This window comes from Bacteroides sp. RTP31139st1_H2_RTP31139_211217, assembly GCF_040227615.1.
GTDB classification, from domain to species: domain Bacteria; phylum Bacteroidota; class Bacteroidia; order Bacteroidales; family Bacteroidaceae; genus Bacteroides; species Bacteroides uniformis.
Genome location: NZ_JBCNZM010000018.1, coordinates 52,380 through 52,606 on the forward strand (window position 1 = coordinate 52,380; position 227 = coordinate 52,606).

1 protein-coding gene is annotated in these 227 nt (G+C 50.7%); it reads left to right on the top strand.

The genetic code is table 11. From position 1 onward, the window contains the following. On the top strand, positions 1-227 hold a 227-nt coding region (locus ABUA47_RS04765; protein WP_349831435.1), incomplete at both ends, for a glycosyl hydrolase.

A 227-nucleotide genomic window follows, 5' to 3' on the forward strand; every position in this document is an offset into this window, starting at 1 on the left:
CCTTTGACCGGCGGTGATTCCTGGGATAACTCCAATGCCCATGTGGTCAGCGAAATTCTGGACGAAGGAAGCGAGATACAAAACAAGTTCAAGACTTGGCTCGACCGTCTGGCTGTCTTTTGCCAAGAACTGAAAGATGATGAGGGAAAGCCCATCCCTATCATCTTCCGTCCTTTCCACGAACATACGCAAACATGGTCGTGGTGGGGAGCTGGTTGTACTACAGC